General features: G+C 58.3%; 20 protein-coding genes and 1 pseudogene. 15 read left to right on the top strand and 6 right to left on the bottom strand.

Translation table 11 applies throughout. The features are described from left to right. Positions 1 to 756: 756 nt before the first annotated feature. From IVB42_RS36430 to IVB42_RS36420, 3 genes are all read right to left on the bottom strand, one after another. Entirely contained in the window at positions 757 to 1452 is a 696-nt protein-coding gene (locus tag IVB42_RS36430) for a hypothetical protein (protein ID WP_247472023.1), read from the bottom strand. An 805-nt stretch (positions 1453 to 2257) separates the two neighbouring features. Continuing rightward, positions 2258 to 2617 (bottom strand): hypothetical protein, encoded by a 360-nt coding sequence (locus IVB42_RS36425; protein ID WP_247472021.1) that lies wholly within the window; start codon positions 2615 to 2617, stop codon positions 2258 to 2260. Positions 2618 to 3933: 1316 nt separating this feature from the next. After that, positions 3934 to 4215 (bottom strand): helix-turn-helix transcriptional regulator, encoded by a 282-nt coding sequence (locus IVB42_RS36420; protein WP_247371764.1) that lies wholly within the window; start codon positions 4213 to 4215, stop codon positions 3934 to 3936. Positions 4216 to 4890: 675 nt separating this feature from the next. On the opposite strand from IVB42_RS36420, the gene IVB42_RS36415 reads away from it, so the two are divergent. From IVB42_RS36415 to IVB42_RS36385, 7 genes are all read left to right on the top strand, one after another. Further along, a complete protein-coding gene (locus tag IVB42_RS36415; RefSeq protein ID WP_247472019.1) occupies positions 4891 to 5208 on the top strand; it encodes a hypothetical protein in 318 nt (105 codons plus the stop codon). 141 nt (positions 5209 to 5349) lie between these two features. Next, on the top strand, positions 5350 to 5523 hold the full coding sequence (locus tag IVB42_RS36410; protein WP_247472017.1) for an ATP-binding cassette domain-containing protein: 174 nt from the start codon (positions 5350 to 5352) through the stop codon (positions 5521 to 5523). A 28-nt stretch (positions 5524 to 5551) separates the two neighbouring features. Continuing rightward, positions 5552 to 5884, top strand: a complete 333-nt coding sequence (locus IVB42_RS36405) for an ATP-binding cassette domain-containing protein (protein ID WP_247472039.1) — start codon at positions 5552 to 5554, stop codon at positions 5882 to 5884. Further along, positions 5805 to 6029 carry a hypothetical protein gene (locus tag IVB42_RS36400; RefSeq protein WP_247472041.1) on the top strand — a complete coding sequence of 75 codons (225 nt, stop codon included), beginning with the start codon at positions 5805 to 5807 and terminating at the stop codon, positions 6027 to 6029. The genes IVB42_RS36405 and IVB42_RS36400 overlap by 80 nt, the downstream gene beginning before the upstream one ends. A gap of 482 nt (positions 6030 to 6511) precedes the next feature. Further along, complete coding sequence (locus IVB42_RS36395) at positions 6512 to 6784, top strand: hypothetical protein (protein WP_247472016.1); 273 nt, start codon at positions 6512 to 6514, stop codon at positions 6782 to 6784. 290 nt (positions 6785 to 7074) lie between these two features. Next, complete coding sequence (locus tag IVB42_RS36390; RefSeq protein WP_247472014.1) at positions 7075 to 7662, top strand: MATE family efflux transporter; 588 nt, start codon at positions 7075 to 7077, stop codon at positions 7660 to 7662. A gap of 191 nt (positions 7663 to 7853) precedes the next feature. Further along, entirely contained in the window at positions 7854 to 8015 is a 162-nt protein-coding gene (locus IVB42_RS36385; RefSeq protein WP_247472013.1) for an MATE family efflux transporter, read from the top strand. Positions 8016 to 8425: 410 nt separating this feature from the next. Here IVB42_RS36385 and IVB42_RS36380 read toward each other — a convergent pair whose 3' ends face one another. Continuing rightward, positions 8426 to 8683 (bottom strand): hypothetical protein, encoded by a 258-nt coding sequence (locus IVB42_RS36380; RefSeq protein ID WP_247472011.1) that lies wholly within the window; start codon positions 8681 to 8683, stop codon positions 8426 to 8428. 821 nt (positions 8684 to 9504) lie between these two features. Between IVB42_RS36380 and IVB42_RS36375 the strand changes: the two genes are divergently transcribed. From IVB42_RS36375 to IVB42_RS36355, 5 genes are all read left to right on the top strand, one after another. Continuing rightward, entirely contained in the window at positions 9505 to 10992 is a 1488-nt protein-coding gene (locus IVB42_RS36375) for a pentapeptide repeat-containing protein (protein ID WP_247472008.1), read from the top strand. A 205-nt stretch (positions 10993 to 11197) separates the two neighbouring features. Continuing rightward, positions 11198 to 12082, top strand: a complete 885-nt coding sequence (locus tag IVB42_RS36370) for a pantoate--beta-alanine ligase (protein WP_247472006.1) — start codon at positions 11198 to 11200, stop codon at positions 12080 to 12082. Between the two features lie 48 nt (positions 12083 to 12130). Continuing rightward, positions 12131 to 12475, top strand: coding sequence for a hypothetical protein (locus tag IVB42_RS36365; RefSeq protein ID WP_247472004.1), 345 nt, complete (start codon positions 12131 to 12133; stop codon positions 12473 to 12475). 1421 nt (positions 12476 to 13896) lie between these two features. Continuing rightward, positions 13897 to 14808, top strand: coding sequence for a TauD/TfdA family dioxygenase (locus IVB42_RS36360; RefSeq protein WP_247472002.1), 912 nt, complete (start codon positions 13897 to 13899; stop codon positions 14806 to 14808). 1120 nt (positions 14809 to 15928) lie between these two features. Further along, positions 15929 to 16306, top strand: a complete 378-nt coding sequence (locus IVB42_RS36355) for a transposase (RefSeq protein WP_247454956.1) — start codon at positions 15929 to 15931, stop codon at positions 16304 to 16306. A 641-nt stretch (positions 16307 to 16947) separates the two neighbouring features. On the opposite strand, the gene IVB42_RS36345 is transcribed toward IVB42_RS36355, so the two are convergent. Both IVB42_RS36345 and IVB42_RS36340 read right to left on the bottom strand, forming a co-directional pair. Continuing rightward, positions 16948 to 17604 carry an FAD-linked oxidase C-terminal domain-containing protein gene (locus tag IVB42_RS36345; RefSeq protein WP_247472000.1) on the bottom strand — a complete coding sequence of 219 codons (657 nt, stop codon included), beginning with the start codon at positions 17602 to 17604 and terminating at the stop codon, positions 16948 to 16950. 276 nt (positions 17605 to 17880) lie between these two features. After that, positions 17881 to 18144, bottom strand: coding sequence for an FAD-binding protein (locus tag IVB42_RS36340; protein ID WP_247471998.1), 264 nt, complete (start codon positions 18142 to 18144; stop codon positions 17881 to 17883). A gap of 1689 nt (positions 18145 to 19833) precedes the next feature. Here IVB42_RS36340 and IVB42_RS36335 point away from each other — a divergent pair. The 3 genes and pseudogenes from IVB42_RS36335 (at position 19834) to IVB42_RS36325 (ending at position 25284) form a co-directional block, all read left to right on the top strand. Next, positions 19834 to 21711: an ABC transporter ATP-binding protein gene (locus IVB42_RS36335; RefSeq protein ID WP_247471996.1), complete on the top strand. Its 1878-nt coding sequence runs from the start codon at positions 19834 to 19836 to the stop codon at positions 21709 to 21711. A 2177-nt stretch (positions 21712 to 23888) separates the two neighbouring features. After that, positions 23889 to 24017, top strand: a pseudogene (locus IVB42_RS36330) (acetyl-CoA C-acyltransferase); the annotation flags it as partial. A gap of 406 nt (positions 24018 to 24423) precedes the next feature. Beyond that, on the top strand, positions 24424 to 25284 hold the full coding sequence (locus IVB42_RS36325; RefSeq protein WP_247454962.1) for a MaoC family dehydratase: 861 nt from the start codon (positions 24424 to 24426) through the stop codon (positions 25282 to 25284). Positions 25285 to 26099 lie beyond the last annotated feature (815 nt).

The following is a 26099-nucleotide window of genomic DNA, read 5'->3' as shown; positions in this document are numbered from 1 at the left end:
CGTTCGGCATCGGCAGCATGAGCTAGCGCGGAGATCTCATTACTAGATGCCGCGCGTAGCGCAGTGCATGATTTGCGCCAACGCCAATCGGAGCAAGCCAGCAGCAGACAGTCGAAGCATGTCGCCGATTTTGCGCATAGGTAATCTCGCTCGTGGCCTTTGCAGCGGAGCCCGGATCATGCGACGGGGCCCGTACACCCGTCCACAGGCCGGTCGCGATCGGCCGGAATGGGTGGTCTCGATCAATCGGAATGCCTGGTCGCGATTCGGTATACACAGGCCGAAGTGAAGAAAGTGCCGCACGCGATCCCTGGACCGGCTGGAGGCGCGCTAGGTCTCCAAATTGTCCGTCGTCAGCGGCGCACCTGTCGAGTCCTTGCGTGACGTGTCGCTGCGCCGGCGAGTTCATCGTATTGCCCGGGCGTTGAAGTCGGCAAAGAATCAGGCTGTTCCTTGGGAAGTTGTTGTCGGACAGGTGCGGCGATGGTCGATTAAGTCGTAGCCCTCCCCCGCAGCATTCAACTCCAAAGACATGGTCGTCGAAAACGAGTTCGAGCGGCAGCGCCGCGCGACAGCAACATCAATGAGAAGCCCCCGAGGTACTCAGGTTAGCGAAACAATCACACCTATCGCCATTTTCAACGCATTCACATTCCTGAGATGCAGGTTTGGAGTTTTGGAGTTCTCACCGGCGCAAGCCAAAACAGCCGCCCAGATAGGCAACTTGATGGCCCGGAAGGTTCAGTTGACTCCTTATTACTTTCCAAATCCCACCATCTTCATGGTCCAGCGGTTGACGCCCCCCTTGTCGTTGCGGTGGATGAACATCTTCCTAATTGTGGTCTCGAGGTTTCTGCGTTCAATCGCGGTCAGAAACGGAATGTCAAGCTGACGCGTCTGGGTGAACTTCTCCACTACCGTCTCAGTTGAATTGCAGGGCGGCAATCGTGTGGCAACCGCGTGCGTGGTATGGAGATCCTCGATAAAGTAAAAACCGCCAGGCTCGACGATGGGAAACAGCTTCGCTAGAGCAAGCTGCTGGTGGTAAGCTGCGTGTGAAGCATCCTCGATAATGATCCTTACAGGCGGGAGCGAACTCGCAAGGCGTTCCAAGGCTACCGCATCGCCCATGTCAAGGCGCTCGAAACGGAACCGATCCATCTTAAAGGCGCTGAAGTCAGCAATGTCGCAGCCGACGATCTCAGCTTTGGGAAAGAACTCCAACCACATTTTGATAGACGGAATATCGTCAACCTTTCGACCAACGAGTAAATCTGGATCGAGAGAGCCGTTCCCGTGCTGTAATCCAATCTCGACCATTGTGAAGGGTTCGTGGCGGAACTCCTCGAACAGAAAAGAGTAGAAGCCGGTGTAGCCATGGGTGTCGCCGACCTCATCACCCTTGTCGGTTCCGAGGGCATTTGCTCGTTTCGTCAAATTTGGGACGCTCATTAACACTACCTCTTTTTGACATGGTTCATCACACGACGGGATGTGCCTTCATTAATTTCAAAGAGCATTAGTTCAAAGAGCGTGCCAAACGGGCGCACTGATATCCATTGCCAATTCCCATTTGGCGCGTGTCGCGGGTAGGATGGGGTGTCGCGACTCCGACAATTCGTCGCGACCTCCATCTCGCTTCTTTTCGCCTCGGCGGCGCTCCCATTTAGGCAGTGCCGTCAGCGCGAACGCGCGCTGGACTTGTCGTCCTTCCGAACGCTACCGGAATTGGTGCTGTTGCGGACGCCATTTGCCAAGGCCGTGGTGCTGGCTGCGCCTGCGAGACCGCTGCTCGCGGTATTCGAGGAAGCGGATCGCCAAGTTGCTGGAAGGGGCGCGGCGTGTTCGGTGCGCGCACCTCCGTGGCCGGCGGGCTTGGCGGCCCAAGGTGTTTGCTGAGGGCACGACACGGAAGATTCATGCGCCACTGCGGCGCGGCATCAGAATAGAAGTGCGTACGACACGCAATCCGATGCGCAGGCTTGGGGCCAAGCACTTCGACAGCGTGTTGTGTAGAAGGCCCGCTTTCGCGCCATCGACGCAAGCGGCTCGCTGGCTTCGTCGGGACCAATAGGCGTCATCCTCGATGGCCACGATGTCCCGCTTCCGTGCGATCTCGCGACGGCGCCCGCGCTCGTAATCCTCGCCTTGGACTCTGCATGGTCGGAGGCGCGAAAACGCCCGCGCCGTCGGGCGGCGGCCGCCTTGTCGAACGGCCCCGCAAGCAGTCCTTCCCCGCCCGTCGGCCGCCGACCAGCTAGAGCTTGGCGAAAAGTGCGTACGACTTCATGCCATAGTAGGTGGCCGCTTCGACGAAGACTTTGTCTCCGGCTGGCAGATCGAACTGAGTGCCAGCGCTGTCCCATGCTGCGCTCCATAGGTAATGGAGTTTGTCCGAATTGGCCACGAAATCCTGTCTCGCGAAACAGGTTCGCCAGTTGCGCCCGGTGTTCTGAAGCACCCGAGTGGGATAGATACTCCACGTATTCCGAAATATCGCCCGTTGAAAAGTGATCGCCGCGTACATGTGGCGGCGCGCACCTTTGGAGACGTTTTGAAAATCTCGCAGCAGACAGTCATTCCAATCGATGATAGGCAAGGTGGCCACAACGAGCATGGAGCCTTTTGGCAAATTGCGCGAAGATCGTGCGTAGATTTCCGATGATGCGCCTTTACGGGCGGCCGGTAGAAGCGTGGTAAGTTTTCCGACAGCCTGTCACTTTCGCCCCATTGTACCCGATTTTACTCATCTATGGAATTCACCGATCTGATACGTGGTTTCAACTCCGTCTAGATGTGAGCACGCGCCGACCTGTCCTGGCTGCCGAATGTTTTCACTTAGAAACTGACCCCCGATGGGTCAACTCCGGCCAAAGCTCTATCGCCGGCTTCTCTGGAGTGCCGATCCGCTGGCAGGACCGGGCTCGTCTGCTTCCTCCCACGAATCAAGCCGCTCCTGGATTAGTCCAGCAGCGGCCTCTTTTTGGCTTCCGCCCAATGCGGGCCCGGCACTTCCTCGGCCGAGACCCTGATGAGGCACACCGGTTGAAGCCGCTCGGCGGGCAGCCGTCGTTCGGATCTTTGCGCGAACTGGCCCGCGTCGTCGGCAACGACTGTGCCATCGAGATCGACACGAACGCTGCCCTGCGGCCGTGTGGGGCGGCCGCCAAAAGCATGAGACGGGATGGCTTCTTCGAAGCAGCCCGCGGAAGAACTGCAGATCAGTCCCGGGGCCGACTGAACGCGTAGGGCGCCGCGAGCAAATCCTGGATGCTACCGAACGGCATTTGTGAGAGCGCGGCCAAGCGGCCTCAACTCTACGCGAAATTGCCACTCGTACGATGTGCATCACGCAAGTGAGCAAGGCTTCACGATCCCGCGCGGTCCTCTAGCTGGATTCGCTGGCTTGCGCATAGAACTATCTTAACTTGATACGAGTGCTTCAATTGCGGCGTAGAGAACCCATTTCAGCGGAAATGGCGCGTGCAGCGTCAATGATCAATTGGCCAAGTTGCGAATGCTCCGGCCCGCGGAGAAGCGGGGTGCACCGCCGATCGTCTTCGGCCTTCAGATCGCTATCGAGGCCGCGGTAGTCGCGCGGCTCGAAGTGACACGGCTACCATCGGTGCTTTCAGGAGACGGGCTCCGACTTCCAGGGCGAGATCATCACGCGAGCCTGAGGGGCCGGGCGACCGCATCGTCGCTGAGGCCAGCCGCTCAAACGAAAGCGCTCCCAGCCACTTGCGTCTATGTGGGCCGGGCGGTTCGAGCAGGGTCACCACAGCGGGATTGGGTCGAAACTTCCGCCCGCTGATGTATTGCCCGGTAGCTTCGGCGAATCTCTCCTGCGTGAAGCCTTCCGCTTCCGCAGCCTTTCAAAACTCCGATACACCAAATTGCAAATGTTTTCCGCGAACCCATGCGAGCAGCGCGCTATTTCTTCCTGTGATGTGAACGAGCCGGCTTGCGACCTTTGGGCAATGTCTCACGGGACGTTGCTCCTTTGGGCGGTTGGACAAAGAACTCAGATAAATGGACACCGAGTGTTTCAGCGACCCGATCGAGCAGATCGATTGATGGATTCGCGTCTTGCCTCTCAACAGCGCCCATATATGAGCGGTCAGTATTCGAATCGTAAGCCAGTTGCTCCTGCGAAATACCGCGATCCACGCGGATCCGCCGCACATTCCAGGCCACAATCGCACGAGCTTTCATGCGCCAAAGCAGCCATTTGGCAGGCAATCAAACCACTGGCTATAACCCGTGTATTGTCTCGAGTTCGACAAAAGATAGCGAACTTGCAGCGTGAGCTTACATGAATGAGCCGGCGTTGGACCTAGATGTCGGGCACGCGGCGCCGATTGACTTGGTCCTGACTTCCCATGAGGAACACCATCTGTTGACTTACTGGCGACGATGGCGCCAACCGGGAACGGATTGCTTGGATCGAATGGCTTCTCGCCGGCCCTGCCGCCCCGTTCACCTTCGGCGGCAGCAACGTCGTGGCCATCCTGGAAAGCGCCTGCAAGGAGATAGGAGTCCTGGCGACCATCGCGTCGATCAGAGCAGTGAGGTCGGGTCGCGCTATTTGAGCTTGGCCTGGGCCTAGCGGCGCGGCGTCACGCCGGCTTTCATGTGTGGTCAGCGCACTCGGCTATGAGGCTGTGGGCATCACGCACTCACTGCCTTCCACAGAGCATGTCGGCACCTCTTGGTGGCAAAAACGTGGCGAACTCAGACACCGCGGTGTGCAGGACCGGATAGGGGCCCTGAAGGCATTGCGAGCCACGAGGGTCCGATAGTGCTGCCAGTTGTCACGCAATACATCACAAAAAGAAGCGCATTCACTCGCATGATTTGATGTTGCCGTCGGATCCATAGTGCCCACGCTTGCAACTACGCGCTGGTGCCAAAGTTCTGCTCCACAGTGTCGATCCACGCATCCTGATCGCCGACGAGCCGACCACGGCTCTCGACGTCACCGTGCAGGCACAGGTGCTGGGACTGCTGGAAGAGAGCAAGGTTCGGGGCAAGGCGCCCATCTTCATCAGCCATGATCTGGCGGTGGTCTCCTGCATAGCTGACGAGGTCTTGGTGATGCATGAAGGCGAGGTCGTTGAGCGCGGATCGGCAGACCAAGTCTTCGAGGAGCCGCAGCACGCCTATACGCGCCAGCTTCTGGATGCAGTGCCCTCTGTTCGCCCGTGATGCTCTCGTCGTCACTATTGCCCGCTGCACGGCCGCCGCGGCCGCAGTCACGCTCTCTGGAGCAATTACCCGCGCAATTGCCATCGACATTGCCTCCGGTCGTGCTCAGCGCGACAAACCTTGTGAAGCGGGCCAGATGGCGTGCCGCGGACGATCGTCGACGATGCCTCCTTTGAGCTGCGATCTGGCGAGACTCTGGGCGTCGTCGGCGAGTCCGGAACTGGGAAGTCGACGATGGCACGAATGGCGCTGGCGCTCGACGTACCCGACGGCGGGGCCGTTCTGTTTCAAGGTCAGGCCTGGACCCCTCACTAATCGCGACCGCAGGACGTGGCGCCGGGCTATCACGGTTATTTACCAGGATCCCGTCAGCTCCTTTGATCCTCGCTGGACTGTGGGACGCATCATATCCGATAGCCTCGCCAATGACGTGTTGACCAGAGGCGAGCGCGATGCACGCGTCGTCCAGCACCTTGACCTGGTGGGACTATCCTCAGCGTTCTTGGATCGCCAACCGCTTGAACTCTCGGGCGGTCAGCGCCAGCACGTTGCGATCGCCCGCGCGATCGCTCCAAGGCCCGCCGTGATCGTCTGTGATGAACCGGGTCTCAGCGCTCGACGCCCTAATCCAGGCACAAGTGCTGAACCTGCTTGCCGATCTGAAGGCGCATCTTAACATGAACATCTTCATTTCGCATGATCTCGGCTTTGTCCGCCATCTCAGCGATCGCGTCATCGTCATGCGCAAGGGCGCGTCGTCGAGACCGGCACCAGGGACGAGATATTCCTCAATCCGAGTACCGACTACACCAGAGGCTTGATCGCCGCAGTCCCAAGTCTTGCGCGCGGCGGGCTGGCCAATCGTTCATTCAGCCGCTCTAAGAAGACGCTCATAAGTGCGCTCATTCCCGATCCTGTGATGAAGGCCGTATCGACGAACGGGCCACGGCCTTTGGCCATTGAAAACGCGTCGAAGCCATACCCTGCTCAGGCAAGCGACGCCTTTGTCTTGCGCGCAGCGATTATTGCAACCCGAGTCGAGAGTTCAGTCTAGCCGAATTGCGGCGCTGGCGAGCTCGGAGGGTCGTCATATCGGCATCCGTCTATTCGGATTCCTGGTGGATTTGCGGGATGTCTGGGGGCTTTGGGCTCGTCTTTGATGCTGACCGTGGGATTTGGGACATGTTGTCGGAGGAGGACACGCCCGGCAAAGCAAATAGCCATTACAAATTAAGCTATCGCAGTTGGCACGAGCCTTAAAATGGAGCTGTCATCCAGCATGGCATGCTCAAGGAATGTAGTGATGGCTCAGAAGATCATAGCCTCTCAGTTCACGTATGCGTCGCGTGCGATTGCGACTCCCGAGCGCCACTGTCCGACTCAGTGCGCGCTCGCGCACGCTTTCGCCAAGGTGATCGACCAAGCCTCGATTGCGGTCCACGCCCGCACCTATCGCGCTGCCGATGACCGCCAGCCACCTGCCGCCTTTGCGCTTAAAATGCGACTCGATGCGCTGGCGGAGGCGCTGATGAAGCCGCGCATCAGCGCGCGAGCACTCGCCAAACCACAGGGTTAACGGTAAGCCCAGGCCGATGCGCGCCTCCTCTGTGAGGCGCAGCTGCCCGGCCGGACTGATCCCGCATGGGCAGGAAATCGCGACTTCAGGGCGAAAAAGAGCATCATCTCGGCGGAACAAGAGTCGTTTGCGGCCGGGGCAAACAAGTAGCTAGATTTCCAGGGACAAAATAATCGAAGCACAACCAGTATCAGTTTTGCGGCAGGGCACGAGACGGGCGGCTGGCCAACACTTCACGATCGAGCTCAACGAAACTGTGAAGCTCGCGTGGCCGATGGTGTTGACCCAGCTTGCGCAAGGTCGCGATGATGACGGCGGATCTTGCCTTTATCGGGCACATCGGGCCTGAGGCACTCGCTGCGGCCGCCCTGGCCGTCACGCTCTATCTCGTCAGCTTCACCGTTGGCGCGGGCCTGGTGGCGCCGATCGCACCTTTGGCGGCGCAGTCGTATGGGGCCGGTAATCTTGCTATGGTACAGCGCGCACTGCGCACGGGCCTATGGACGGCGCTGTTACGACCGTTCCCGATCGTGGCGTTTGCGTCTCGTGGAGAGCAAATTCTGCTCGCTTTCGGTCAGGCCCAGACGCTGCGCGGCTCGCTCAGCAATATCTGTTCGGACTGGCCTTGTGGCGTAGTGCCGGCGCTATGGCTGCAGGCCATCCGTAATTTCATGGTCGCCGTCAACCGGCCGGAGCCGATCTCGTGGATCACGCTGGCGGCAATCCCTCTCAACGCGGTGCTCGTGTATCTGCTGGTCTATGGCAAGTTCGGGCTGCCCCGGCTTGAGCTGTTCGGTGCGGTGCTTGCGAGCACGCTGGTGAACTGTGCGATGTTCCTCCGCTTTGTGGTTTGCCACAATGCGTCGTCCTTTCCGTAACTACCACGCGCTTGCAGATCTCTGGCAATTGGATTGGCCCTTCTTGCACAGCTGATCGTGATCGGAACTCCTATTGCAAGCGCCTCCCTGATGCAGTACGGAGATTTGTCGGTTGCTGCGCTCCTGGCGGGCCTGATCAGCACCAGTGCACTCGCGGCTCATCGGCGCTTCAGATCACCGTGATGACATCCATGATCGCTTTCGGCATCAGCATGGCGGCGGCCGTACGCGTTGGCCATGCGGTCGGCCGCAACGACGGTCCCGGCATCAAGCGGGCAGACCTGGTCGCGATGCTGCTCGGTACGCTCATCGCTGCCTTGCTGACAGTTGCGGTGATCGTCGCGCGTTTTTAGATCGCCGAGCTGTTTTTGGACAAATCGGTCGGAGATGCCGACGCAACGATCGGACTGACTGCAGAGCTCCTTATAGTCGCCGCGAGCCTTTTTGTCACTGATGCCGCGCAGAGCATTGTGGCGGGCGGTCTGCGAAGGAAACTCGGGTGCCGCTTCTGTTCGTCGGCATTGCCTACTGGGCAATTGGCTTCTCACTTGGCCACGTGCTTGGTTTGAAGATCGGGCTTGGTGCGACCGGCGTCTGGACTGGCTTGTCAATCGGGAAGAACATCTATACAGGGCCCCTCGTCCTCCGTTTCCCGCTGCGGGCGAGCAGGTGTGCATTCAGAGCCGTCACTTGATTGCGTAATGGCGGTTCTTGGCGAGCGGGAATCCAGGAATGCGAGGCGACTCCGCGGGTCCCTCCGCCTTCAAAGAGGGCAAGGCGTCCGATTGGAAACAAAATTCTTGACCGCGCAGTCACCAGCAGTTCCGTGCCTTTGCAAAGGCACATCGAAACCAATTTGCCGGCCCAGTTTGACATCCATCTCGTCCTTGGCAACCACGCGACCACAAGCATCCAAGGAGCTGTCCTGCCCGAAGTCCAGGCTGGCACATTCTCTCCAGCCTATGCTTCCTGCCTCAACCAGGTCGAGCGCTTCCTCAGGCTCATCACCCGTCACGCCCATCCGGCATCGCCGAGCTCGTCAAGAAAGTGCGATAACCGACCCACGCATGTAATACAATTGTACGCCCTGCATGTGAACTCCTGACCCGAACACCGCCCCCGGAACCTCGCGCGACGTTGTTGGCGGATTTCCGGAACGGAGCTGCGTCGCCGGGACGGAAACTGAGGAACACAGGCGGCGAATTGTGGCTCAATAATACGACATCTGGAGAATGCGCCAACGTGCATTGAAGGCAACCGTCACTCGACGGTCATGGAGAGGGACATCGCACTTGTCGTCGAAGCGATAGAGAACAAGCAGGAGCCGCCGTTGCGAGCGTCGGGAATGATTGTACGGTTTGTGACAGGACGCAAGTCCTTGTCAGTTACCAAAGCCCAGACGCCTTCTGCCGAGCGCCGTTTCTAGACAATGATTCAACGTCTGACAGGATAGATGAGGGACTGGCACAGACGTTGCTATTGAAGTGCATCGTGAGGCCGACTGTTAGAAGCACGAACTCGGGGGTAGCCGAAGTTGCGGCGTTTTTCGCTCGACTGTCGACAGATCGATTAAGTACCCAAGGGTGACGTCCTGGGAGATCAACTCCGTCTGCTGCAACTTGCTCAGGCTTTTCGTGCGTGTCGGTTCGTGATGGCGCAATTCAAGAGGCCCGGTCAGGTAAGTTAGATCCTGATGAGGGATGATGCTTAACTCGCAGAAAGAAATCCCAAGAGGCGCTCGCGGCAAAGCTTGGCGACTTCAAACAGGCGGGCCATGCAAAAAGCGCCCGGCAAACGAGGCTGAGAAAGTGCGCTCGTCATGGAGAATGGAAGACCCCGGCAATGACGCAAGCTATCGACGCCACTAGCCATCTCAGCGTGCCTGAGGAGTTGGGTATCCGTGCAACAGCGATAAGCCAATCTTCGGCAGATGGCGACTTTGTCCGCTACTGGAGCCGAAACGGTGATCGGGCGTCTGCGTTGGCTGCGGTGGGAAGGCGAACCGAGGACGCGATCAAGAAGACCGGCATCGGCCTTCGGCTATCTTCCGAGAACTTCAACGGTCACGATCTATCTGGATTTCCGTTGCGGCGATGCATCCTCAATCGTGCGCAACTTCACGGAGCGAAGCTGGATGGAGCCGATCTGTCCGAGGCCAACCTCATTTGCCCGGGATTAGAGCGCGCAAGTTTCCGCGGAGCCAAGCTCGACTTTGCGTATATGCATGCTATTGCCGCACAGGTTTGCAATTTCGACGATGCAAGTCTGCGCAATCTCATCGATGCAACGGGTAGCCTATTCCACGGGTGCAGCATGCGAAGGACCCGTTTCGACAACGCAGTGCTAAGTGGCGTCCTCTTTTATCAATGTGACGCGAGCCAGGCTGTCTTTGATGGCGCTGAACTGCAAGGATCGACCATCAATGAATGCTACCTGCCTTGCTCGTCCTTTCATTTTGCCAAGTTAAACCAAGTTACGATGACGAAGGCGCATCTGACCGGCAGCTCGCTCTTGCAGTCAAGGGGGGAGTATCTATCAATCCTGCGCCCCACTTCGGTCGATGATCTTGTCCTAGAGAACGCTCATCTTCCTTACTTCAGGCTTTCAAAGGCGAGCGGTCGCATCCTGGCCAAGGCGCTGAGCGCCCCCTTTGCCGATTTCAGCCTCTCAAATCTCGCGAAGGCGGAGCTCGAGGAGGCAGATCTATCGGAGGCGCGACTTCTGTCGGTAAACCTCGCTAATGCCAACCTCGTCGGCGCGGTGTTGAACGGAGTATCCGTTCGTTCTTGTCAGCTCGATGGAGCTGATCTATCTCGCGCATCAGGGGAAGCCATTTCGATCTTCGAGAGCACGATGCGATCCGCCCAGTTGCGCGGCTTCCGTGCGCGCTGTGCGTTTATACGCGATTGCGATATCGATGAATCAGATTTTTCGCAGGCCTACCTATATCGCTCAATGATTACCGGTGATCCTCCGCAGTCCATGGCTTTGAACCGCGCCAATTTCGAGGGAGCCAACCTTGTTCAGTCCTATATTGCGGCAGGAATGACTGGCAGCAACCTGGAAGCGGCCCGTACGGCATACGTTCGAATGAATCAATCCTCGCTCTGCAAGACTAACTTGAGTGGAATTTCACCTTTCCAGGCAAGCTTTGTAAAAACAGACTTCTCGGGTGCAAGGATAACGACCTTTGAACCGCCCTTCTTTGCAGACAGATGTCCTGGGCTCCAGGCTGCTTTGAAGGACGTGGAAGATCAGAAATCCGAACCTTCAGGGTATCTGGCTGAGTTCTCATCGCTAATGAGGCGCGGTCGAGAAGGATCGACCTGATGGGGCTAAAGGACGCATGACGATCTGGGCCCCTGTCATCACAGAGAAGGAAAATGGAGAAGCGGGATGCGCTCCCGTTGTGGCCGGCTCCAGGCGCTCATGAGCTCATTCGCCGCGCGGTCAATGTGGCCGGTAGCGCTCGCCAAGCGTGATGTCTGATCGAGCAGCAGGGCTGCTGGGCAATCAACAAGACGGAGTAGGAAGCATGCATCTTGCGTCTCTTTCAGCTGGCAAGGCCTTCATTACGGACGTAGCAAGAAGAGGGCAGACTATCGGCACAGTACACACTTTAGGAGCGTTGCATCTGGGACACGCGGAGTTAATCAGAAGGGCCGCAGCCGAGAACGATGTGGCCATTGTCACAGTGTATCCGAACAAGATTCAGCTTAGCCCAGGTCCTGAGTACGAGTTCAATTTGGAGGGCGACATTGCGCTTGCGTTGGGAGCGGGCGCTTCTGCCGTCATTTCAACGACCGACGCGGAGATGTTTCCGCCAGGATATCGTACCTTTGTGTCTCAAGGGGATTATCCGCTGCGTGCGAGCGGGCCTCATGGGCTCCTCAAGGAAGGTATCACCGGATGCATCCGCTGGATTTGTTTTGCGCGACCAACTCGCAGCTATTTCGGTTTGAAGGATATTGGACAGGCCCTTCTGGTGAAACAAGCGGTCGCAGACCTGCTTGTTGATTGCGAGATACGATTTGTGCCGACAGTACGATACAGGAACGGAGTGCCCATTTCGTCGCGTTTGCGACACTTCAATCGTTGTGAGCTGGACGAGCTTTCGTCTCTCTTCATGGCGCTGGACCACTTGAGAAAAGAGGCCGCGCGGGGAGTATCTTGCGCCAAAGACCTGATAGCGTCGGCAAAACCGCTGATGAAATTCCGACGGTTTGAACTGGAAAGTCTCCGAATTGTTGGCGCGGACAGCTTTGAAGATCAAGAGCAGATCGAGCTTCCCTTTGTAATCAGTGGAATCGCCGTTGGTCACGGTCTCAGAGTCCCAGATAATATCTATGTGCCGGATCAAGATACGCTTTTGGATGGTCCTGCAGATATATGGATCGATTTGCCCGAAGCTAGGATCTGATGTCCCTGCACAGTCGCAAGCTTGAAGAGACGGGCTGCGGTTCGCGCATTGGGCTCTGATCAGGAAAGACTCTTTTTAGGAAAACTCCTCGGGCCAGCGATAGACCGCATTTCCCGTGATCTGGATGACCGTGCCGGCATTCACAACCGGCTCAGCGTCACTGGCATCGAAGTCCGTAGCGCGGCGGATGCTTTGGCAGGCGATATCCACATCGGCGTGACGGGGCCACTCGGCGCGCTCTACTTCGGAGCCATGCGGCGAGGTTGGCGTCGTTTTCTCGACGAGTTCGGGTTGTCGGGGGCACTCCAAGGCAATCCTCGCAGCGTCAATGTCAAACGCGCGCTGCAGGGGGCATTTCGTCGCTTCGAGAGTATTTATCGACGAGCCCATTGACGAGGTCTTTTAGGTAGGCGCCCGTTTGCCGCAAATGAAGTCCGGGTCCTGGCTAAAGCGCTGACCGCCATAGCAGAAGCGTAGGCGGTGCCCGCAAAAGAGCATGCTAGAGAACATCAGCTTCGTGGTAACAAAAGATGAGAGTGAATCGCCTCCTTCATCCGACTCTGATCTATCTCCGCGGTGGTGGAGACGTCGATTGCGCTCTTAAGCCCCTCGCTTTGTTGCCCATCTTGGCGCTTTCCTTGAAGATCGCGATGGCAAAAGGCTCAAGGTTGATTAAATGAAGACTTTCTGCCGACGCGGCGCAGATCGCGAACAGGCAAGCGGATCCATAATTCCAGCGAAGGCGCCGGTAGGGTGGCTAAGTGGAGCTTGCACGCGGCGGCGCGCCAATCGACCACCGCGGCAAGCATTCGTAAGAGAAAAACTCCGGATAGGACGCTCATTGAGACGAGACTGATTGCCTCTTTGTTGGGTGTGTTGCGCGCACGAATTACTCGCCCAGGCATTGTCGTTGGCCGCTTCGCGGTGCTTGGCCACTCCCGACTTCTCGAGGGAAACATGTGACGGCGCTCACCTTATCGTGACATTTATTGCGAGTGGGCGGATCCTCGTCAGCTATACGTTGCTCCAATGCTTGATCATGATGTTCCCAGCTTAAAGTAAGTCCGACGTCAGGTTGCATCTCGATGTTCCTCGTGTTTGGAAAGCTGATCCCGCAAAACGGGTGATATAGCCCGTGTTAAACCGTGGCGGGAACTGCTAAAGCATAGGGCGTATCGATCTCTCGCTTCGCGAGCAGTCGGCACCTGCTCCATGTGAGACAGACGGGTGAAACAGCCGCACACATTGAAACTACGGCGAAAATCGTGCCCTAACGCGGAAAGTGCGCGTGAAGGTATCCACAATCGAAGGTGTAATAACTTTAATCGCGCCGATTGGTCAAGACCACGAGCGATCCATCTCGTCCTGACCACCGCGATCGTACCTATTGCGATGCGTCAGAAATCGTCTTCCTAAAAATAGCTCGGTGCTTGGCTCGCCGACAAAATGAACATTTCTCATCGTCGAAAAGAAAGCTGGTTTCGTTTCATGGACTAGACATCGATTGACCGTATGATTGAGATGTAAGAGCGAGGTGATTAATCATGCTGCAGGTCAACCTCGGCAGTGTTGCCGGCCTTTTCCGTCGTCTGATCGGAGACGATGCGAGAGTGGCCCTGATCGCCGCAGAGCGGGGCACATGATGATGGTGGTGCGTGCCGACGACCCGGCGCGGCTCTTTGTGGCGGATGCTGGAGCGCATTGCGGCCGAGTAGGATCCGCCAACAAACCGATTTCCTTGGCCTCCCTCAGTAGTCTCGCGACGAAATATCGCGCAGCTTTGTTTTAGGCATCACGATAGTGAGAGCATGATCATGAGCAACGTGACGACCATGGATAATGTCATTCCGCGATCGGACATCGTCAAGTCCGCGGCCCGGCTTGGTGCCGAGATCAAGAACATTAGGCTATCGGACGGATTGTCCGACGAGGTCATCTGCGCCATTAGCCAGTTTCTTCTCGAGCACAAAGTCATCTTCTTCCGTGATCAGGGACATCTCGATGATGCCGAACAGCAGCGCTTTGCCGTCCGCCTCGGCTCTCTGATCCCGCGTACCAAAAAGGGAACATTGCCCCCGGACATGGCGCCGGGCCGGGGCAGCGGTCGTGCCGACCGGATGCACATGGATCTCAGCTTCGGTGAGTCATGTCCGAAAATCTCGGTACTGCGCGGTGTCGTGATCCCGCCTGATGCCGATGACATTATTTGGTCAAACACTGCGGCTGCATATCGGGATCTTCCCGAGCCGCTGCGAATGCTGGCCGACAACCTCTGGGCGGTGCACTGCAGCGCCGTTGATTGCACCGTGACCAGGCACGCCATCGAGATGGACACGCAGCAATTCGATAATGTCTTCACCGGAACAATCTGCGAAACCGCGTGTCCGGTTGTTCGCCTCCATCCCAAGACGGGCGAGCGCTTGCTCGTGCTCGGACATTCTGTACAAAGCTTCGTTGGCCTAGAAAAATATGCCAGCCAGAAGCTGTTCGACCGGCTTCAATCCTACCTCACGGCGCGGGAAAATACCGTGAGCTGGAGCTGGAAGTCGGGCGACGTCGTAATCTGGGATAACCTGGCGGCCGAGCGTCGCTCCCTCAAGGAATCCAGCGATCGAGATCGCGTGGTGAGCCGCATCGCCATCGATGGCGATGGGCCGCTCAGTATCGGTAGTCCTTGCAGCCTGGCGCGCACCAGGTCAAAGCCGCAGGCCGCCAAGGCTGCCTAGTTGGGCCTGATCTGGTATGACGCGACAGACGGAAGTGATTTGAAGGTGCGTCGCAAGACGGCATCCTGTCTGGCAATAAGCTACAGCGCCGAGCTCGTCGATGCGAACTGCCGGCGCGGCATTCTGATGCAGGGCATGGGTCGCCTCGATCGTGCTCCATCCTCGAGAACGACCTGGTTCGCACCTGTTCGACGAGCATTCTGAACACCAACCCCTGCGCTGCGGCGGAGATAAGTAACTAGGGCGATTTTCACTGAAGCCAATGAGTGCTGGATGCTCACCATCCCACCCACCAAGCCGTAACGAGCTCGGCTTGAACGGCATGGCCAACTCCCTCGAGGAACAGTGACGAATATCTGATCTCAAAGCATTGCCGTTCGAAGATCGCATCGACGACTGCTGGTCGACCGAAAAGCCGCAGAGCGCATAGATTACCAAGCCGCGAAGCAGCGGCAATGTTGAAGACAAAGGACTCGGAATTCGAAATGAAGCAGACGTTTCGGACAAATGCGTCAGTGAATCGCTGCGCGGTGACGAGCGTCTTCTCGTATTTGGGCCTCTTTCGACGTCGCCATTATTCGACATCTGCATGAAAACGGCCAAGTTCTCGTCGATTGTGATCAGTTTGGTCGCAAAATATCCATGTGCCCCTTTAAGCTGATGAAAGCAGAGCGTCCCCCAATGGACGTCTCGAATTTCCATCGATCGCAATTGTTGGCGCGCCCCTAGTGGAGCCGCCGGGAAAGCAAGCTCGAAGCAATATTTCGGAGTGGCACAGCGGACCGAGCCGCTGGTCAACGCCCTCAGTGGGCGAGGTCCGGCCTGGCTAATCCGCGCGTACATGCTGAACTTGGCTCGGGATCGTCCTTCTTGTTCGCTCACCAGACCTCGTTCAGAGTTTGCCGGACATTCATTCAGCATGCGCTGGCGTGAGTCCGGTAGCGAACCCCCGGAACATTGGTCGCGCAGTCTTGGGCCGCCGCCCCGAACCAGGGCGCCTTGTTGCGCCATCGAGCGACAGGGCTGCTGGTGCGCGGGAGAGCTATGACGGCTTACGCCATCCGAGCTCATTCTGCTTTAAGCGGGTTCTTGGTTGGCAGGGCTAGGGAGGGAGGGGGCGGTGGCCGTGCTGGATGACGACGGGCTGCCGCTGCCATGCAATGCCCGTATGACACTGGATGTTCTTGTGAACCAACTGAAGGAATTGGACCAGCAAGTGGATGCCATCGAGCGAGAGCTGGCTCAGATCCACAAAGTAAATCCGGTGGCGAAGTCGCTTTCCTCCATTCCCGGAATTTGTGCGATAGCGGCCACGGCTCTCGTTGCGACCGCGCCCGATCCGACCATGTTCAGCGCTGGGCGAGAATTCGCGGCCTGGCACGGCCCGACGCCTAGCAGAATTCTACCGGTGGGAAGGATCGGTTCGCGGATAGGAAATAGGGCGAATACTATCTCAGACACTTCCTTGTCATCCAATCGGCGTAGCGGCGTCTGGTAAACAAACCCGCGCTCCCGAGCCGGAGGCGGATCGAAGCTCTACTTTAACGGCGTCGGCGCATGGGCGTCGGCCAGTGCCTCGCGCCGCAAGACGGTGGTTCGACGCTCTAAGAGGGCCTTCTTTGGAATTCACCGTCTCATTCCCTTCAGGAGGTTGGAAGGGCAAGCCGCTCGATAGGTTGAATGTGGCGCACGAGACGGTTACGAGCCTGATCGACGTTGCGCGATCGCAGTGCTTGCAGGATCAGGCACTGATTAGGCCGTGCTCTCCAGCCGCTACTGCACGCCATCGCGACCAATAACTGAGAATCTGCAAGCTGTAGCCCGTGGCGAGCAGGCCCGACATCGCGGAAGGTGCCACGATGGCGCAAAGGCAAGGTTAGCCTCTCAAATTCCTGAACTGCTTTGCGCCTTGTCTCCTTCAATCAGGGCGAGCTCTATCCGCGCCAAATGGTGAGAGACGCCCGCGACCAGTTCGAGCGCGTCGCCCATCCCGGCGATCTCCTTATGGGTATCGAACGCAGCAACCCGTCCACCGCGAGGAGGCAGGGCAATGACAAGGTGTTGGGCCTCCACTTGCCGAAAGGCCTCACGCACGTTCGACCGTTCCGACCGAGATGCCCGCGCCGTCCTCGCGTCCTCTCACATCGTGAAAATTCGTCCCGGGTTCAGGATATTGTTCGGATCGAGCGCTCGTTTGAGCGTACGCATCGTTTCAATTTCCTCCCGTGTCCTACTCATTTTCAGATACGGCCGCTTAACTATGCCGATGCCGTGTTCCGCTGAGATTGATCCGCCGAATTCGCTGGTGATCTGATAAGCAAGCCTCTCCAACTCCTGCCGCCTGTCGGGCGTGTGCTCGTGATGTGGCTCGACATGCAGGTTACCATCGCCGGCGTGACCGAAGACGATCGTGAATGCGCCGGGGTTGATCTCCTTAATACGCGCGACAATTGTCTTCACATATTGATCCATCCGGTTGATGGCGATACTGACGTCGAGGGCGATACGTGCAGCATAAGGAAACGTCCGGGCAAGTTGTAAGCTGCAATCGCGGATACGCCATATCGCTGCTGCAGAGGCATTCGACCTCGAGAGCGCCGCGTCAAGGATCATGTTCGCGCGCATTGCCCTATCGAGCAGCTTTTCGAGATCGGCGTGGACACGATGGGCATCGTCGCCAGAGGCCTCGATCAAGACATAAAAGGGATAATCGACCGGCAGCGGCCGAACCATGCCGTTCACGCGCTCGAGCGCGAGGCGGTAGTACTCGTTCCACATCACCTCAAATGCTGTCAATTTTCCGCCAGATGTTTTCGCGCCATTCCTAAGACCGAGATGAGTTGCGTAAAAGAGGGCGGGCGCAAAGCGCCACTTGCCGCTCCCTAGGGGCGGGAAAGATGCGCAAGGCGGCTCGCGTCACCACGCCGAGAACTCCCTCGCTGCCTATGAAAAGCTGCTTAAGGTCGATGCCAGTATTGTTCTTCATGTATTTGCGTAAGCCCTGTAGCACCCTGCCATCGGCGGTAACGACTTCGAGGCCGAGGATCAAGTCGCGCGTCATCCCGTACCGAATCACGCGATTGCCGCCGGCATTGTCGAGATGTTGCCGCCGATAGTACAGCTACCGCGCGCGCCGAGATCGAGCGGGAACATGTACCCTTCCCGCCCGACCCGGTCCTGTATCGTTTGCAGCGGCGTGCCGGCCTGCGCCACGGCTGCGCCTGACGAGATGTCCACCTCCTCGACCGCATTCATCAGTTCCATCGACAGCACAATTTCATGGGGATTCGGCAGAGCGCCGCGCACCAACCCGGTCATGCCGCCCTGCGTCGTCACTGGCACTTTTTCGCGGTGACAGAGCCGAAGCAAGGATGAGACATCTTCCGTCGTCCTTGGACGGACGGCCGCTCGCGGCTGGCTGACCGGTTTCCCGGCCAAATCTTGCTAAGAGCGCGAGGCAATGTCCGTGCCGGTCAGCACCGAACCCTTGCGGAGCGCCTTGCACAGTCGGTCGATGAAGCTGTCGGTCATGTCTCTCACTCAAGTCAATCATGATGGCATGGCCCCTTGTTAGAATGCTGCAGCGTTCTCATTGGCCTACGGGGCGAGGTTCTCAGCAGCCATTTTGCTGTTTCGAGAACCACAAAGTCGTTCGCGCATTCATGCACCCGTGTAGCAATCTTCATCGACGCCCCGGGAAGAACCCAACTGCTCTCGGGCTGCGGTGTTTCCCAGTAGCAATCGACGTGCCACTCATGGAATCTTATGCGCCTTCGTTGGCAGAAGAAACCACGCGTACCTCCCAACACAGCCGCGCTTGATGCGCTGTACTTGCATCGGCCAGAGTGAATTTCGACGTTGGTTGCGTCTGCCGCTGGGGTAGGTCAGCCGTGCTCGACAGTAACCGCAAGGCATTCTTTCGGGCGCAAACGACCGCCGATCCTGTTCGGTTTCTGACGGCGGTATGTCGGCCGTCGCGCTCAAAACACCAGCCAGCGTCTGGCGGCGTACGGTTTTACAATCCCAAACAACAACTTAACAGGTTTCAAACGTCCTGGCACGGGTGTTGCTAAGTAAAGGCAGCTACAGAGGCGCCACAAGACCGATGCTCTGTTTTCCGGTGTTCGAGTCGTGAGGACATTCGTGCTGCAGCCGACGCCACAAAGAAGTTCGGCCGCGCTGTTGTATGATGCTGGAGCGAGAGACGGGAAAATGGCCAATTCGAGAAAATCGGTTGCCGCCGGAAAGCCGTCGCGTGCACAGCGCGTTCTATCTGAAAGGGAGCGCGCGCAGCGGCGTAACAGCGTCAGGCCATTCCAGCGCGTCTTTTATGTGAGCTGACGCCTAGCAGGGATGTCGCACTTGTTCCGTCAATGGACCTGTGTGCAAGTCGGGAATATGCACGCTATGAAAGTTTGTGATGCGAACTGAAGTGGGTTTTTGGCGTGACGACACAACGGTTACGCTTGCTTCAAGCGGTAGCGCCAATTCAGCGGATCTCGAGCCTGCGGTGGAGATCCCGCCTCGACTCTGGAGGTGGACCGCAGGATCTATTGGCGTGCTCGTCGGCGGCGACTGTGGCCGGAAATCCTTCGGAGACTACGGTCCATCAATCTACCGCAACGTCACCGATATCCGTGTGGTCTTGCAAGACCGCCAGATCGGCTACAAACGAGGCCGCCACCGTGGCGGCGTCATTCGACGACGTGCATTGACATGGATGCGCTCACGGGCTTGCCATTTGGCAGATTGCACCCAATACATCCGTAGGCTGCGCCTCGCCACTCCAACGGACGAGGCTTTTCGTGGTCATGCCTTGTTCAACGATCGCGCACCTACGCCCGCTGTTCTTGGTGGGTTTTCGTCCGTGCCGTTGACCGCCGGCGTTGATCCGGACCAACGTGCCGCTCGCCCAAAGCACCCCACGACCTACTGTTTTCCGATGACACTTCTGTCGTTCCTTGCGTCACCGCGCGTCAATTTAGATGGAGTCGGCTCACTCTGTGAGTGCGGCCGGATTGCGCCATGATTGTTTCCGACGACAAACGACCCGCCGCGATCCGCGAGGTGATCCCTTTCGTGTTCCAGCAGTGGCTGAAGCAGCCTGTCCGCCTCACGATCGTCTTCGTCGGCTTCTTAGGTGCATCGGTCGCCGACCTGTTCATGCCGGTCTATTCGGGCCATCTGGTCGATGCATTAACGTCAGGCCCGTCCGATTTGGCCGCACGGCATGCGGCGCTTGTTGCGTTCGGCGGCATCGTCGGGCTGGGGCTCGTCTCGCTCATCCTGCGGTTCGCTGGCCTGCAGGCGATTGTGCCATTCACGCTCAAAACGATCTCCGGTGTGGTGCGCGAAGCCTTTATGCGGGTGCAGCGCTTCTCGACCGATTGGCACGCCAATTCCTTCGCCGGCTCGACCGTGCGCAAGATTACGCGGGGCATGTGGGCGCTCGACCTGCTCAATAGCATCATTCTGATGGCATTGTCGCCGTCGCTCGCCGTGCTCGTGGGATCGATGATCCTGCTAGGCCTGCACTGGCCCGCGCTAGGCGGCGTGATCGCGGTCGGCACCGTAATCTATGTCGTGATCACTCTCGCAATGACGATCGGCTACATCGCTCCGACTGCACGAATAGCCAATGCCTGGGATACCAAGGTCGGTGGCACGCTGGCGGACGCGCTCACCTGCAACGCCGTGGTGAAATCATTTGGCGCGGAGGCGCGCGAGGATGCGCGGCTCAACGGTGTTATGAACCGGTGGCAGGCACGGGTATCGCGCACGTGGCTGCGTGGCAACGCCACCAATGTGTCGCAGCATGTGATGCTCTTGTGCTTTCGTGGTTCGGTAATTGGGGGCGCTATCCTGCTGTGGTTATCGGGGCACGCCTCCCCGGGCGACGTCACCTATGTGCTGACGAGCTATTATCTCATTCACGCCTACTTGCGTGACTTGGGCATGCACATCAACAATCTGCAGCGTTCGGTGAACGACATGGTGGAACTTGTTACGATCAGTGGCGAGCCGATCGGCATCATCGATGCACCCGGTGCCAAACCGATCGATGTCAAGGGCGGAAGGATCACATTCGAGGATGTGACCTTTCACTATGTGGGGCACCGCGCGCCGCTCTACGACGGATTGTCGATCGACATCCGTGCCGGCGAACGCGTTGGGCTGGTCGGCCGTTCTGGCTCGGGCAAGACCACGTTTGTCAAGTTGGTGCAGCGGCTCTATGACCTCTCCGGCGGCAGGATCCTGATCGACGGTCAAGATATTGCTAAAGCGACACAGCAATCGCTGCGCAGCCAGATCGCGATCGTGCAGCAGGAGCCGATCCTGTTCCACCGCTCCCTGGCTGAGAACATCGCCTACGGCCGCCCCGGCGCCAACATGGCGGCCATCGAGCAGGCAGCGCGGCTCGCCAATGCGCATGACTTCATCCTGCGGCTGCCGAAGGGTTATGGCACGCTGGTCGGCGAGCGCGGCGTTAAGCTGTCGGGCGGTGAGCGGCAGCGGATCGCGCTGGCGCGGGCGTTCCTCGCGGACGCGCCGGTGTTGGTTCTGGACGAGGCGACTTCGAGCCTCGATTCGGAATCCGAGGGACTGATCCAGCAGGCGATGGAGCGGTTGATGAAGGGACGCACTTCGATCGTGATCGCGCACCGGCTGTCGGCGGTGCGCAACCTCGATCGCATTCTGGTGTTCGATCGCGGTGAGATCGTCGAGCAGGGCACCCACGGCTCCCTGACTCGGGCCGACGGCATCTATCGATGGTTGTTCGAACGGCAAGCCAGCGATAGGGTCTCGGCGACAAGCGAGCCGGTCACTCCGGACCCCTGCGACGCATCGAAACCCGACAATCGGACGCCTTCTGGTCACGTCTATATGGTGGGTCAAACTTGAGTACTATTATCAGGAGTTGGCAGGCCGTGTGCCCCGCGGAAGTATCCGGATGGGTGTTCGGTCACGATGCAAGTGCAACAACTCCTAAGGTGTTGTTGCGATGGGACGATGTTATGGCTAGCTCAGCCTTGAAGAGCGCGTTGAGATATACCGCCTGCAGGCAGGCGGTATATCTCAAAATCAGATTGCGTCTGTGGTTGGCCGGGCGTCATCGACGATCAGTCGGGAACTTAAGCGTAATTCGAGGCCGAGGAAGGTTTGGGCCGGCGGCTACGAACCGGTCCGAGCCCAGCTATTGGCCGATCGACGCAGGCGGTGGGATTGACGCTTCAAGCTGGTACGCCAGCCAGGCCTGCGAAACCGCGTGAGCAAAAGCCTTGCGATGGGACATTCGCCGGAGCAGATCGCTGGCCGACTGGCGCTGGAGCATGGTCGCGTTATCATAAGCCATGAGTCAACTATCGTTATATCTATCATCGGACGGCCCAGAAGGATTACTGGTACCGTCTTCTGCCGCGTCACAAGAAAATATGAGGGCGCCGGCGACGGGGCGGCAGCTCCGCGAGCCTGATAAAAAACCGGCGCTCGACCACCGAGCGGCCTGCTGAGGTCGATGATCGCAAGGCGCCGGGCCATTGGGAGGCCGACTTCATGATGTTCTCCCGATGTGGTCAGGGGCTGATGGTTCTTCACGAACGACAAAGCCGCTTCAGCATGGTTTGCCGTCCGGCCGATCGAAAAGCTGTTCCCACCGCCCGGACCATCGCTCGTCAGCTCGGCAAACTGCCACACGTCTGCGCCGGACTATCAGCTTCGACAATGGAAACGAGTTCGCCGAACACCACCAGCTCCACATGACGCTCGGTGTCCAGACGGTCTTCTGCGATCCTCATAGGCCTTGGCAGAAAGCAAGGCGGCGTGGAAAACTTGCACTTCAAACGTGAATCCATCGGTGTTCCGAACGACGTTGTTCGTACTTGGACGCAAACGCCTGCGACAGGGGTCGCTCGCCCAACATGAACATTCGTCTTAGCGAGACGGATCATCATCCTCTCGGACGAACGGGAACGATCCTAGCCGCGTCACCGAGCCGTGCAGAAGCTGCAGGCTATTGCCATCCGCCCTCTGATCCGCGCGACCTGTTCGGAGAGCCTGTTCAACGAATGGCAGTGGAGTTGCACCACCTGATCCGGCTCGATTATCATAAGAAAGTACGGAGCGAGGGGACTTTGTCCGATAGCTTCATCCCGTTCCGCGCCTCCGTCTGGGTCCATGTGTTTTGGTCGCCTGCCAAACATGTTTGTCCGCTCAGTTACTGGAGAGGGCGCGCAGAGTGGGTGCAACTTGCCGTGGACTGCGTCTGCAATTATCCGCGTTCGTCATTCGCCTCCGCTTGCCGCGTCTACGCTACGGTCGGTTTGCCTCAATCCGGGTGCCCACATTTCGGGACCGCGATGAGGTTGTCCGATTCGTCAATCAAGATCCATCAGCTGCATGCATGTGCTAAAGCTTGAGGGAAATTCACTCCAATTTAGACGACCAACTGGAAACAGAATTCAGAACCATGGGCGCGCTCGGCGGACGGTGCGATTCGCGCCCGGTCGCCCCAGGTAGGAAACGTCAGTATACTTCGCGTACGAAGGCCAAGGCTGCGAGTTTTGAACGTCGGCAGCTGGACTCAAAGTAGCCTAGCACGGATTGGAAAAATGCGCCGGGAGAGCGGCAGAATATTGAAGCCGAAATCCATTCTGCTGACCCTTTAAGCTGCGTCCTGGCGGCGCCGAGCGCTCTGTTCTTGTCCAATTTCTGACAGGCACAAGCCCCGGTCAGGTTCAGAACACTGCGGATTTGGATGTTGTTGGGGTTTCGAATGCGTGATCAGAGGCTTAGAAGCGGTGAGACCTTGGCACGGCCGTTGCTATTGAGATCAGCAACACTCGGTTGGGGCGCCAATCTCGCACGGAAGACGATGGATGCTGTTCCCTTCAAGCTCTGTGTCGCCTGTCCTGAACAAAAAAACTCACGCACGAAACCGCGCAGCTTTGGCAACAGCTTCGGAGTGCAACATGATGCTGCGCCTGGAAGCGCTGGTTCATTCCATTAAAAGCGGAGAGTCGGCCAAGAGGCCAGCCGGTGGCGGATTTCCAGCCGGCAAAGTGTATAACGTGAACGGCAACGCCCGCTTCGTGGCGCTGAAAGTGGGACTAGATGCGGGCATCCCTGAGGTGCAGATCAACCTGTTCTGCGCCTTCGGCCTCGATGCGGTCGATCCCGCCGAAGTCCAGATGATGAGCGGCCAGCATGAGCATCGCGGTCCGCGCACGCGCTTCGCGCGACTATGTCGATACCTATGCCGTGGAGCGCCAGCGAGCAGCCAAGCCTCGAATTGGGTCCGGTTCAACTCCGCCGTGAGAGGCCTCGCCATCGCCGCATGCAAAAACACGCTGTCAGCCAGCGCCGATCTTGCGACGCCCGGGCGCATGAGCCGCAATTATGCGCGCGTATTGAGAAGGGGCGAGGTCGCGATAATATGTTGCTATTGGAGCAGAGCCGCCGCTTCTCGCTGTCGTTGCGACATAAACCTCGCGAAAACCTTGGGCCATGGCCATCAACGGCCGGCTCGCATGTACACAAAAGTTGATCGAACGTGGACCTCCACTGCCGCGCTGTAAGGTGGCCTGACGTCAAAGGGAACAACGAGGGAGCGGCCCGATGCCGATCGACTATCCCGCCATACTCGATCTCAAGTCCGAAGCCGCTCCCTATTCGTGGAGCGATCGCGAGGTGATGCTGTATGCGCTTGGCATAGGCATGGGCTCCGATCCGCTGAGCTTAAAGGAGCTGCAGTTTGTCAACGAGGCATTTGCAATATCGAAGCCGCTGAAGGTGGTGCCCACCTTTGCGTCGGTCTGCGTCTGGGGGGCGCGACCGGGAGTCATCGACATCGACCGCGTCATGGTCGTTGACGGCGAACGGGACATCACATTTCACAAGCCGATGCCTGTCGCGGCCAGCGTTACGGCGGATGCGCGCGTGCGCGGCGTGTACGACAAGGGCGAGGAGAAAGGCGCGATCATCCAGAACGAAGTCGTGGTCAAAGATGGCGAAGGTGACAAGATCGTCACGATCGCTTCTTCGATCTTTGCCAGGGGCGACGGTGGCTTCGGTGGACCATCAGAGGGAATGCCCGAGCCGCACCAAGTACCTCGCCGAGCGCCGGACAGATCAGTGGATATCCCGATCCGGCCCGACCAAGCACTGCTCTATCGTCTATCGGGTGATCGAAATCCCTTGCACAGCGACCCGGAATTCGCGCGTAAGGCCGGTTTTCCCAAGCCCATTCTCCACGGTATGTGCACCTATGGACTGACCTGCAGAGCCGTGTTGCAGACGTATGCTGACTACGATCCCTCTGCCTTCCATCGTCATCGCGTCCGCTTTTCTGCCCCGGTGTTTCCGGGTGAGATCATTACGGTGAATCTCTGGAAAGACGGCGATTCGGTTTCGTTCGAAGCTCATGTTCGGGAGCGCCAAGTTATCGTCGCCAGAAATGGGCAAACGCTGCTGGGCTGAGCTGTCTAGGTGAAGATGCCAAGGAATTGGCGAGGCGCCCGTGCGGCCTTAGGCGCCCGGGAATCGACGCCTGCCGGTATGGCGAGGCGGCGCTTGGTGCGCCAGCGTTGCTTTGCCCAATCACGATCCCGCAAAGGCCAAGGCGCAAAATCTGAAAAGAGCCTTTCCCTCTGCTGCTGCCTGGTGATCCGCCTGAACGATCCGGCCGCGCTTGGTGGTCCGCCAGGCCGCGGAAAGTGGGATGTGAGCGGCTATCTAATACTCATATTTCTCCGCGCGCGTGCTGCGAGTGTACTGCAGTACTGCTTCAGAGCGCGCTGACGGTGTGAGCGTCCGTAAGGAGAACAGCCGCGCCGGCCATCGAGGATGGAGCCTCCGCCGAGCGCATTGTCGCAACACTGACCTTGCTGGCCGCACTGCGTAGCCGTTGCCAGATGCAAGCGGCGCGGGTGGCGCCAGCAAGCGCGCACCTTTGGCGCGGAGGATGAGTAGACCATAGCGCTCGTCAGCTGGGCAACAGCTCGCCCAGCGGAGAAGCCGGATAGAAGGCCATCGAATGCAACGATCGACCTGGAAGCTCGTTTCCCGGATTGCCTTGGAGATACAGGGAGCAGAAGGCGCTTGCGAGATTAGAAGCCGCTGTAGGCTTATTTCTGCGGATGACAGCGCGGACGCGTTTCTTCGTTCCAATTGCGAAGGTTCACGGGACGTCGATCTAGCACTACTTTGGCAGATTGTTGATTTTGCCGCGATTTATAGGATTCCCGAATCAATTTTTCAATGATTCATGGGTGGTCGGCTCTTGGAGGGCTGAC

The sequence above is a fragment of the Bradyrhizobium sp. 45 genome, from assembly GCF_023073155.1.
Lineage (GTDB): Bacteria > Pseudomonadota > Alphaproteobacteria > Rhizobiales > Xanthobacteraceae > Bradyrhizobium > Bradyrhizobium canariense_D.
The sequence above is the reverse complement of the archived record's forward strand: the minus strand, read 5'-3'. Positions and strand labels throughout refer to the sequence as shown.

What these genes read in the sequence shown, in the direction of transcription:
- IVB42_RS36420 (WP_247371764.1), bottom strand. Translation starts at nt 4,215, where the DNA reads ATGAAAGCTCGTGCGATTGTGGCCTGGAATGTGCGGCGGATCCGCGTG.
- IVB42_RS36380 (WP_247472011.1), bottom strand. Translation starts at nt 8,683, where the DNA reads ATGGGCGTGACGGGTGATGAGCCTGAGGAAGCGCTCGACCTGGTTGAG.
- IVB42_RS36395 (WP_247472016.1), top strand. Translation starts at nt 6,512, where the DNA reads ATGGCTCAGAAGATCATAGCCTCTCAGTTCACGTATGCGTCGCGTGCG.
- IVB42_RS36370 (WP_247472006.1), top strand. Translation starts at nt 11,198, where the DNA reads ATGCATCTTGCGTCTCTTTCAGCTGGCAAGGCCTTCATTACGGACGTA.
- IVB42_RS36425 (WP_247472021.1), bottom strand. Translation starts at nt 2,617, where the DNA reads ATGCTCGTTGTGGCCACCTTGCCTATCATCGATTGGAATGACTGTCTG.
- IVB42_RS36385 (WP_247472013.1), top strand. Translation starts at nt 7,854, where the DNA reads ATGATCGCTTTCGGCATCAGCATGGCGGCGGCCGTACGCGTTGGCCAT.
- IVB42_RS36325 (WP_247454962.1), top strand. Translation starts at nt 24,424, where the DNA reads ATGCCGATCGACTATCCCGCCATACTCGATCTCAAGTCCGAAGCCGCT.
- IVB42_RS36375 (WP_247472008.1), top strand. Translation starts at nt 9,505, where the DNA reads ATGACGCAAGCTATCGACGCCACTAGCCATCTCAGCGTGCCTGAGGAG.
- IVB42_RS36360 (WP_247472002.1), top strand. Translation starts at nt 13,897, where the DNA reads ATGAGCAACGTGACGACCATGGATAATGTCATTCCGCGATCGGACATC.
- IVB42_RS36430 (WP_247472023.1), bottom strand. Translation starts at nt 1,452, where the DNA reads ATGAGCGTCCCAAATTTGACGAAACGAGCAAATGCCCTCGGAACCGAC.
- IVB42_RS36400 (WP_247472041.1), top strand. Translation starts at nt 5,805, where the DNA reads ATGAACCGGGTCTCAGCGCTCGACGCCCTAATCCAGGCACAAGTGCTG.
- IVB42_RS36335 (WP_247471996.1), top strand. Translation starts at nt 19,834, where the DNA reads ATGATTGTTTCCGACGACAAACGACCCGCCGCGATCCGCGAGGTGATC.